Here is a 9,796-nt window from a genome sequence, read left to right as displayed (position 1 = left end):
GCGCGTCCTGCTCGGCGGCTTGACGATCCTGCAGGGACAGGCGCGGGCCTTCAGGCCCCCTCGGAGCAGCTATCGGGCCCTGCCCTACCTGGCGGCCATCGCGGTGTTGGTGCTGATCTCGCGTAACCGCCAAGTGCTTGCCCTGCGCTTTCCGGCTTCGCTCGCAAGGCCTAGCTGGGTGCAAGTTACACGTGGCTGTTTCGCCACCATTCGATCTAAGGCGACCACGCGCGATAGCGGTTGTCCAAATGGACGTATGGAAAAGTCAACTATCGCCTCAGTCGATCGAATGTCTGCTTACAGGCAACGAAGAAGGTGACTCTAGCGTCTGACATGAGGCGCATTGCGGTCCGGCAGCATCGGTGAAGGTTTTCCGACGCGGGCCAAGGCCGGCCCCGAACGCACCCTCGCGCCGAGCCCCGCATGGGAAAACCTTCACCGGTGCGGAGGCTTGATCACTAGGAGCGTTTCGACTTTTGCTGTCACCGTCGCCGAGCCTACAGCATTTCCCTGGCATCTGAGTTAATGTTGCGGCTGAGGGACCCAAATTCAGCCTTGGGAGATCTGTGTGGACGTTGCCACTTGGTTGCGGGGCCTCGGCCTCCAGCAATACGAGCAGGCATTTCGCGACAACGCGATCGACGCGGAAGTCCTGCCGGAGCTGACCGATGCCGACCTCGAGAAGCTCGGTATGCTCCTCGGTCATCGCAAACGATTCCGCAACGCGGTAGTGGGGCTGGGGCCATCGTCAAGCCATCCCGACGCGAGCACCGATGACATCGCGGCTCAGAGCCGCACCCGAGAGCCAAGCGCGGAGCGTCGACAGCTGACCGTAATGTTCGTGGACCTCGTCGGCTCGACGGCGCTGGCGACGCGTCTGGATCCCGAAGACCTGCGTGAGACCATCGGAGCGTATCACCGCTGTGTCGCCGATACGGTCACCAACTTCGGCGGCTTTGTCGCCAAGTATATGGGCGACGGAGTTTTGGTGTATTTCGGCTACCCGCAGGCGCACGAGAACGCCGCCGAGCAGGCGGTGCGCGCGGGCCTTGCTCTCGTTAATGCCGTTAGGCGACTGCCAGAGCCCGAGCCATTGCGGGTTCGTATCGGCATCGGCACCGGACAGGTTATCGTAGGCGATCTGATCACCGCTGGCGAAGGTCAAGAGCGCGGCGTCGTGGGCGAGACCCCGAACCTCGCCGCCCGCCTACAAGCTCTTGCCGAACCCGGCACGGTCGTGATCGGGCCGCAAACGCGGCAACTGGTCGGCGATCTTTTCGAATATCGCGATCTTGGCGCCGTCGAGGTGAAAGGCTTTCCGGAGCCGATCCATCCCTATCAGGTGTTTCGCGAGAGCGCTGTCGAAAGCCGGTTCGAGGCGCTGCATGGGACGACGCCCACGCCGCTGGTCGGGCGCGAGGAGGAGGTCGACCTGCTGCAGCGCCACTGGCATCGCGCGAAAAGTGGTGAAGGTCGTGTGGTGCTGCTCTCAGGCGAGCCCGGCATCGGAAAGTCGCGCCTCACCGTCACCTTGCAGGAGCGGATCCAGAATGAGCCACACATCCGCTTGCGCTATTTCTGTTCGCCGCACCATCAAGACAGCGCGCTCCACCCGACCATTGCGCAGCTAGAACGTGCCGCCGGGTTGGAGCGCAACGACCCGCCTGAGAGGAAGCTGGATAAGCTTGCGGCCCTGCTTGCCCCGACCTCGCCGGAGGACGTGGCGCTGCTGGCCGAGCTGCTGTCGTTGCCGACCGAAGGTCGCTTCCCACTTCCCCAAGTGACGCCCCAGCGTAAGAAAGAGAAAACGTTTGAGGCGCTGCTCGGCCAGCTCGAATACCTGACGCGGCAAGGCCCGGTGCTGATGCTTTACGAGGACGTGCACTGGATCGACCCTAGCTCACGCGAGCTGCTCGACCTTCTCATCGAGCGCATGTCGCGCCTGCCGGTGCTGCTGGTCGTCACCTTTCGCCCGGAATTTCAAGCGCCATGGACCGGGCAGGCACATGTGAGACTGCTTGCCCTCAGCCGGCTGGACCGTCGCGACGGCGCCGCGCTGGTCCAACGGGTCGTCGGCAACGGAGAGCTGCCGAGCGATGTTGTCACCGAGATCATTAAACGCACGGATGGGGTGCCACTGTTCGTCGAGGAGCTAACCAAGGCCGTGTTGGAGAGCGGCAACGCCAGCGCTGTGCTTTCGCGGGCCGGCGCGGCGGCCTTGAACGTCCCCGCCACGCTGCATGCCTCGTTGATGGCGCGGCTCGATCGCCTCGGTTCAACCGTTAAGGAGGTCGCACAGGTAGGCGCGGTTCTCGGTCGGGAGTTCTCCTACGAATTGTTGGCAGCGGTCGCACAGCGAAATGCCGCTGATCTAAATGGCGCACTGGATCAACTCGTCGGCGCCGGTCTGGTGTTCTGCCGAGGGTCCCGGCCACTGGCCACCTACCTCTTCAAGCATGCGCTCGTTCAGGACGCAGCGTATGGCACGCTGCTGCGCGCTAAGCGCCAGGAGCTGCATAAGCGTGTCGCAGATGTGTTGGAGGAAAAGTGGCCCGAGATCAGTGAGGCGCAACCCGAACTCCTCGCGCACCACCTTCAGGAAGCGGGGGATTGGGCGAGCGCGGTCGATCACTGGCAAAAGGCGGGAGGGGCCGCCCTGGCCAGAGCGGCCACCCGCGAAGCCGTGTCGCACTTTGCCAGTGCTATTGACTGCAGCAGGAGACTTGGCGACGCACCGGGCGGCGCCGAACGGGTGACACGTCTCCACCTTGCGATGGCCAATGCCTTGATGCAGGCTGAAGGGTATCGTTCTGAGCGCCTTGGGAAGACGCTTGAAGATGCACGTCTTGCTGCCGCGAACACCGCATCGGTCGAATTGCAATGTGACGTTGCGCTTTCACTCGCTGCGTTTTTTTATGCCACTGGGCGCAATCACGATTACCTGAGCCTGGCCCAAGAGCAACTCGCAAACTGTGCCGATCTCCTTCCAACGGCCTATCTGAGTGGTCTTTGGGCAACCAAGGGCATTGCTCACTACAACCGGGGAGAACAACCGCAGGCAGCGGAGGCTTTGCGCAAGGCTTTAGATCTGATTGATCGGGTTGACCCAAGTCGTCGCATTTCGTTCGCCGGTGCAGATCAACGTGTGTCTGCCCAGGCATATTTTAGCGAATCGCTGATCATATTGGGTTTCTTTGATGCTGCAGTCGAAGAGAAAGAGCGCCTGATGCGAGATTTTGACCAGCTCGATAAGCCCTTCGACCTCGCGTGGCATCTTCTCGTGCAGTGCCAATTGTGCGCGCTACTCGGCCAATACAAGGAATTACTCGATAACGCTACGAAGATCGTCGAGATTTGCGATCGGCATGGCTACGCGGCGCGTCGAAGCAGCGGCATTAGGTGGCGTGGCCATGCCCGCTCGCATTTAGGTGAACTGGATGCCGGCATCGATGACGTCCGGGAGAGTATGGTTCTTTGGCGTGGGCAGGGCGTCGTATTTCATACCCCTGAGAAAACATGCGAACTTTGTGATCTTCTCCTGCGGGCCGGCCGCATCGAAGACGCATCGCAAATGCTTGATGATGTCGATACCCTCGTTTTCGATACGGACGAGGCGAGCTACCTAGCAGAATGCATTCGCCTTCGTGGCCAGATCGCCGCAGGCAGAGATGACCTGACGGGTGCCGCGCACTTATTCGAAACAGCAATTGCCACTGCCCGTCGGCAGCAAGCGAGACTCTTCGAGCTTCGCGCCGCAACGCAACTAGCACCAGTTCTGGCACGTCAAGGTCGTGTCGATGAGGCCGCGACGCGTCTGCAAGCGGTGGTGCACACATTTAACATTAGGTATCGTCGACCTCATCGCGGCACAAAGGGCGCTGGACGCCCTGAGCCGTTGAGGTCGCCCCATCTGGGTCGGTTCAGACAAGGTAGTTTGTGCCGATTTGATGCAAGCTTGGCGCGTACCCCACAACGACCTCCAGCGCGGCACGGCGCTCACACGTCCACGCCTGCTTTGCGAAACCCCTCGAGCCACAATTCACGGTCTTCGGCCAGCGCGCACATGCCTGCACAATTGCGGGCGAATGCCGGAACGTCGAAACCTGTCGGTGCCTCGCCTAGAATTGCTTTTGCCTCATCGATCTGCCCCAGTTGGGAAAGGCACATCGACTGAAGCAATCTTACATAGAAAGGTGCGCCGTTAATTGTTTTGTAGGTATTAAGGGCTCCATCAAAGTCACGCATTAGATACTGTACGTCTGCCAAGATAACCGTCCATCCCGGCGGTACGCGTGGCTCAGCCCGATATACGCGTTCAATTATTTCCCGTGCGCGATTGCGTTCGCCTATGAAGGCGAGAACTAGTGCGCGCGTGGCGGCCGTGGAGATGTCACGCGGATTGAGTAAACTTGCACTATCAGAGTATCGTCTTGCATTGTCTCCATCGCCGAGCATTAGGTACGCAGCTGCTACCTGTTCAAGCACGTAGGCGTCTGTTTTGTCGGCAGCGATGGCTCTTTCAGCGTATCCGCGAGATAGTTCGGCGATTTTCATATGACTGTCACGTGCGGATCCGCTGAATCGTCTATAGCCATACAGGCCACTCAACATGGCCAACGCTCTCGCATATTGAGGATCAACTTTGATCGCCTGATTCAGGCAGCTTATAGCATCCTCCTCATCGCCATTTCTCGAAGCCTGCCTGCCGCGCAACCACAAATTATAAGCGGTGGTACTTGTCGTCGGATTTCGCTGACGAGCTTTGCTTGCTGCTTCATCTAGATTGTAAAAAAGCCGACCTAGAATAGCATCGACGATCTCATCCTGAACCTGAAATATGTCTTCAATTTTCCGATCAAAGTTTTCTGCGAACGCATGAGTCCCAGTTTGAACGTCGATGAGTTGAACTGTAGCACGGACCCTGTTGCCGGCCTGGCGAATGCTTCCCTCAATCACAAAATCAGCCCGAAGCTTGCGGCCTATCTCCGCCACGTTTATGGACCGATCCTTGAACAGAGCTGTCGTGTTACGTGCAATCACTGACAGATGTTGATAGCGGGAAAGCTCCGTGATTATGTCCTCGGTTATTCCATCCGAGAAATAGTCTTGTGCTGGGTCGCCAGACATATTTGCGAACGGCAACACCGCCACCGTCGTACGCTCGTTGCCCCTTAAGAATTGGGCTTCTTGGACTCCTTCTGCGTCGCTGGGCCTAATGCGATAGGCGCGAATTGTCCTGGATATATTCTTGAGGGAGCTTTCCCCAATATCCTCGATTGAAATCTCGAGCTTTCCTTGAATTGCGTCGTACATTTGGCCCGAAATGCAAATACCTCCCGGCTCGGACAGGGTTTCAAGCCGAGCGGCAATGTTAACACCGTCACCGTAGACATCCGACTCGTCCTCTATGATGTCTCCTAGGTTAATGCCTATCCGCAACCTGATCCGGTTAGCATCTGCTAGCGTTTCATTTGCCTTGGCCATGCGGAGCTGAAGTTCAAGTGCACAACTCACCGCATTTACTGCGCTTGCAAATTCGGCCAGGATTCCGTCACCCATGAACTTCACGATTCGACCTGCGTGCTCTCGAACGGCCGGCACCACGATCTCCCTTCGCCGTTCCTTGATCACATCAAAAGTGCCGAGCTCATCCGCCTCCATGAGGCGGGAGTAACCAACCACGTCGGCCACTAGGATGGCAGCCAAACGGCGCTGCGCAGCATTTCCAACCACTGCCGACCAACCTCTACGTTCCCATCGCCGCTAACCAATCTACAACACGGCGCAAATGTCTGCCAGAAACTTGCCTCAGCACGGTCGAGCAGGTTTTTGGCGCGTGGTTCGCCCTGGACGCCGGAGACAGCGACCCTGGCGTGCGATTAGCTAACAATTGCCGTTGTCGCCCGGACAATCGCCCGATAGCGCCGTTGGTGGGTGGCCGGTGCCTGGATGAGCGAGAGCTACGTCGTTGGAACTCGGCATCACAACGCCCACAAGGTCATGTCTCGCCGTGCCGCCAATGCGGACACTCGAATTGATATTGTCTTAGAGCGAACGGTCGCACGTCCACGAAACGCACCCTGATATCGTGAAGCGCCTGAAACGGGCCTGCGGGCATGTCAAAGGTATAATTGAGATGATCGAGGCGGGCCGCCCCTGCCTCGAGGTCGCCCAGCAACTTCATGCCGTCGAGAAGGCGGTCTGCCAGGCAAAGCGAACCCTGATCCAGGACCATCTCGATCATTGTCTTGAAGCCGTCGTCGGTTCCGCTGGAGCAGGAACAACGCCGCTCCATCGACGACTTCAAGGAAATCACCAAGTACCTGTGAGACGCGCCATGATGGATAAAATACGTGACTAGTTCGGTTTCGGTCCGATGACACAGAGCTTCGGTGGCCATGGGCACAATCGTGGCGAGGGCGGGCATGCCCACACGCACGGCGTCATCGATCCGACGATCGCGACGACCGACCGGGGTATCTGGGCAATAAAATGGTCGTTCGTCATACTGGCCATCACCGCGGCGCTGCAGTTGGTGGTCGTGTTCCTCTCCGGCAGCGTGGCGTTGCTAGCAGACACGATCCACAATGTTGGCGACGCAGTCACCGCCATCCCATTGTGGGTCGCCTTCATGCTGGCCCGTCGCAAACCGAGCAAGACGTTCACCTACGGGCTGGGCCGGGTCGAGGATCTGGCCGGCATTCTGCTTCATCGGCAATGAAGCGGTCGCCGTGTTCCGTATCCGAGGCCACGTCGACGCTGCCGAAAATCACGACGTTCCGCGACTGGCTGTTGGCCGAAGCCGCCGATGACGTGCGCCGCCTCAAGACACTCTCTCCATAGGCTCACACCTCCGAAGCGCGGCCTCCAATGCGGTCAATAACGTCCGCTTTTAGGCAGTGGCACAACTAATTTGAATGACCGACTGTGGGAAAGAGTGCCACTGGCCCGAATGACCGACATTGGGCGCGTTGCATCCACGGCTCCACTCGGAAATGGAGCCGCATCTGGTTAGACTTCCGTGGCCTCGGCGAGTTCGAGGGCATCTTCTACGTCGACGCCGAGATACCTCACTGTGTTCTCGATTTTGGTGTGGCCCAGCAGAATCTGGACAGCGCGGAGGTTACCTGTCGTCTTGTAAATGATCGACGCTTTGGTACGCCGCAGCGAATGCGTGCCGTATTCTTGGGGTCGAAGTCCGATCGCCACAATCCATTCGTCCATGAGGCGGGCATACTGTCTCGTGCTCATGTGACGCTTTAAGTCGATCCTGCTCGGGAATGCATAGTCGTCGACCGTGCCGCCGCGCCGTTCCAGCCATGCGAGAAGACTGGAGCGTGCGTCGCTCATCAACTCGAACTGAACAGGTCGGCCCGTCTTCTGTTGCACGACCGTCGCGCGGGTTCGAATTTCCGGCCCGAGAACCAAGGTGCCGATCTTGATACTGACGAGATCGCAGCCGCGCAACTTGCTGTCGATTGCTAGATCGAAGAGGGCTCGATCGCGCAACCGCCGCTCTCGATCGAGAAAGAATCGGATCGCCGATATCTGTCGAGGTTTGAGCGGGCGCTTCGTTCCGACCTTCTTGCCCGCGTTCCAGGCGCGGCGATCGGGAGCGGTGGGGTCATAGTGTGAATGTCCCATTTCGTTTCTCCTTCGGCCATGATTGGCCACCGGAGGAACGCCCGGGTACTGACTCGGTTGGGATTGGGCCGGAAACAGACGGTCCGGGTCTGGAACCCAGAAAGGCGCCATTCCGCTGGCGACCTCCATCTTGGCCGCAACGACGCTGCTAGCTATTACTTGACTGTGGCACCGCGTGCCCGCTTGCTCCAGGAGGCGACATTCCGGTCCTACCAGAACGTTCGTGATACGGTGCCTACATACTGAAAATCGCGCACTTCATCGAATCTGCGGCTGGGGTTGGGAAAGGAGAGCGTCATGATTGGCCCGCCGCTGCCTCGTGTGGGACAATTGGCGGCGCCGCTAGCCGCGCCCTCCGGCGCTCGGCATTGCGGTGGTTGAGGGACAACATGCAGCGCGTCGCATCCGACCGGCTGAGGCCGGTCATCGCACCACCGTCGATCAGCGCCGGAATTCCGCTGAAGACATTATAGACGGTCCAGGACCGATCCGCTTCGACGCGGCGGCCATACTGACGGTCCGCGAAGTCGCGTGCCGATGCGCCACCCTCATTTTCCCAGGCCGCAAGCCCGGCGGTGTTGCGCTGCCGATCGGTTTCGTTGCTATAGGCATTCACGGTGTTGGCCTTTCCTCATTAATCGCTTCCTTGGCCAGAACGCCGGAATAGAGCGTCGCGCCATTCGCGTCGATGATGGTCATGGCGTCCGGCTGCTGCGGCATGTTCAGGGTTTTTGCCAAAAGCCTGGCGACCTCGATCGCATGGTCGAGGTTGGCCGCTTGCGCCGTCTCGCGCCCGACTACGGCATGCGCGTCGTCCGAGTTTCGGGTGCGATAGAATTCGATCACGATCTTCATCGTCATCCGTGCCCGTGTCGCGACGTCAGTTCTTGCCCTTGCCGCGCAGGGCACTGATGTTGGCGGCAAGTCTGGTCTGGGCGCCGAATACGCTTTCAGCCTTGGGCGGGACCTTTTCCTGCTTCGGCTTCCTGATCTCCCGGCTAGATCGTTTCTGTCCCTTTGACATGTTCGAAGATCCTTTCGCTTAGCGTTATGCTGTCACCCGGCGACGTGTCGACCGGTTCGAGACTGTCCTGCGTCGCCACCCGTTCATGAAGTTCGACGTCGCTGCGGATGCGGTACTGCAGCGAATTTCCGCTCGGCGGGAGCGTTGCTGTGACGCGGTAGATTTCCGCGGCCTTTGGAAACGTGCCGATGCCGCTCTTCAGCCGGATAGCCTGTCCGACGGCGAAGAGATGCGTTGCGGCTTCGCGGCGGACCGGGCGTGCGTTGCGTTGCATCAGGGTTGTGGTTCTCATGATTGTCTCTCGTCCAGCTCCAGCGAGGCTTGAAGCAATGCCGGTTCGATCGGCACCATCTGCTGCATAGCACCGCTCGCGGTGATCGCCGGCAGGTGAATGAAGGTGGCCACGCGGCGCCATGCGATCTGGGAAGTCCCTTCGAGGGCCTCCTCGTCATGGTCGACCCGATACTCTCCGGGCGGTTGCGGTTGATCAAAGCCGGGCAGCGAAAACGCCGACTTGAAGCGAACGACTGTATTTGTGGTGCGGCTGGTCATGAATTGCGGCTTTCCGCGGAAACGGGCGGCTGCGCTTTTCCGTATCATTCCCACTCGAACCGCTGGGACGATGCCCGACGCTGCCAGTACATCCGTGGTCAGCATCGGTTTCATTCCAGGGTCCGAACGGAACTAAATGTGCGCCGGACCGGCGCATGCACTCGTTTTCGAGAATTCGGTGGTGAATGGCGAGGGCTCTGACATAAAGCCAACTCGACCCAAATCAACGAATTTTGCATATGCGCCTCAATTGAGTTCCAAACAAGGTCGCGGCCCTCTTTATTTGATCTTTGAAATAATAACCTGCATCCGCGAAAATCAATCCGGCAGAAAGTTTCCCTCCCATCCGAACGAAGTTCTGCGCGTCTCGAATTATATCATTCAAATTCTTGGCCATTGGCGAGAAATAATTCTGGCACTCCTATCTATCGAGTGCCAACACGCCTATATCAGGAGGAGCGGCCGCCTAAGCCGGCCCCAGAAAGAGTCCCCATGAAATTCCGGCCACTCCACGATCGCGTCGTCATTCGGCGCGCCGAAAGCGACACCAAATCCAAGGGCGGCATCATCATCCCC

At 59.1% G+C, this 9,796-nt stretch carries 7 protein-coding genes and 4 pseudogenes; 4 read left to right on the top strand and 7 right to left on the bottom strand.

All coding sequences use genetic code 11. From position 1 onward, the window contains the following. Positions 1-568 precede the first annotated feature (568 nt). Positions 569-4,174, top strand: a complete 3,606-nt coding sequence (locus NKH93_RS33970; protein ID WP_352976332.1) for an AAA family ATPase — start codon at positions 569-571, stop codon at positions 4,172-4,174. 647 nt (positions 4,175-4,821) lie between these two features. Here NKH93_RS33970 and NKH93_RS34480 read toward each other — a convergent pair. Further along, positions 4,822-5,691: pseudogene (locus NKH93_RS34480) on the bottom strand (adenylate/guanylate cyclase domain-containing protein); the annotation flags it as partial. A 394-nt stretch (positions 5,692-6,085) separates the two neighbouring features. Between NKH93_RS34480 and NKH93_RS33960 the strand changes: the two are divergent. Both NKH93_RS33960 and NKH93_RS33955 read left to right on the top strand, forming a co-directional pair. Next, a pseudogene (locus NKH93_RS33960) lies at positions 6,086-6,329 on the top strand (metal-sensing transcriptional repressor). Positions 6,330-6,376: 47 nt separating this feature from the next. After that, positions 6,377-6,709: pseudogene (locus NKH93_RS33955) on the top strand (cation efflux transmembrane domain-containing protein); the annotation flags it as partial. Positions 6,710-7,011: 302 nt separating this feature from the next. On the opposite strand, the gene NKH93_RS33950 reads toward NKH93_RS33955, so the two are convergent. The 6 genes from NKH93_RS33950 to NKH93_RS33925 all read right to left on the bottom strand — a co-directional run bounded on the left by NKH93_RS33950 (position 7,012) and on the right by NKH93_RS33925 (position 9,220). Next, positions 7,012-7,644, bottom strand: coding sequence for a tyrosine-type recombinase/integrase (locus NKH93_RS33950; RefSeq protein WP_352976330.1), 633 nt, complete (start codon positions 7,642-7,644; stop codon positions 7,012-7,014). 295 nt (positions 7,645-7,939) lie between these two features. Further along, positions 7,940-8,260, bottom strand: a complete 321-nt coding sequence (locus tag NKH93_RS33945) for a hypothetical protein (protein WP_352976328.1) — start codon at positions 8,258-8,260, stop codon at positions 7,940-7,942. Next, positions 8,257-8,499: a hypothetical protein gene (locus tag NKH93_RS33940; protein WP_352976335.1), complete on the bottom strand. Its 243-nt coding sequence runs from the start codon at positions 8,497-8,499 to the stop codon at positions 8,257-8,259. Before NKH93_RS33940 ends, NKH93_RS33945 begins: the two co-directional genes overlap by 4 nt. 25 nt (positions 8,500-8,524) lie before the next feature. Further along, the gene (locus NKH93_RS33935) at positions 8,525-8,668 is read right to left on the bottom strand and encodes a hypothetical protein (protein WP_352699084.1); all 144 of its coding nucleotides are present in this window, start codon (positions 8,666-8,668) and stop codon (positions 8,525-8,527) included. Further along, the gene (locus NKH93_RS33930; protein ID WP_352902191.1) at positions 8,643-8,960 is read right to left on the bottom strand and encodes a hypothetical protein; all 318 of its coding nucleotides are present in this window, start codon (positions 8,958-8,960) and stop codon (positions 8,643-8,645) included. Before NKH93_RS33930 ends, NKH93_RS33935 begins: the two co-directional genes overlap by 26 nt. Continuing rightward, complete coding sequence (locus NKH93_RS33925; RefSeq protein WP_352976334.1) at positions 8,957-9,220, bottom strand: hypothetical protein; 264 nt, start codon at positions 9,218-9,220, stop codon at positions 8,957-8,959. Before NKH93_RS33925 ends, NKH93_RS33930 begins: the two co-directional genes overlap by 4 nt. A gap of 492 nt (positions 9,221-9,712) precedes the next feature. On the opposite strand from NKH93_RS33925, the pseudogene NKH93_RS33920 reads away from it, so the two are divergent. Then, positions 9,713-9,796, top strand: a pseudogene (locus tag NKH93_RS33920) (co-chaperone GroES); the annotation flags it as partial.

The sequence above is a fragment of the Mesorhizobium sp. M0954 genome (genome assembly GCF_040319155.1).
Classification (GTDB): Bacteria; Pseudomonadota; Alphaproteobacteria; order Rhizobiales; family Rhizobiaceae; genus Mesorhizobium.
Note: the sequence above shows the minus strand (reverse complement) of the source record. Positions and strands in the feature narration are given on the sequence as shown.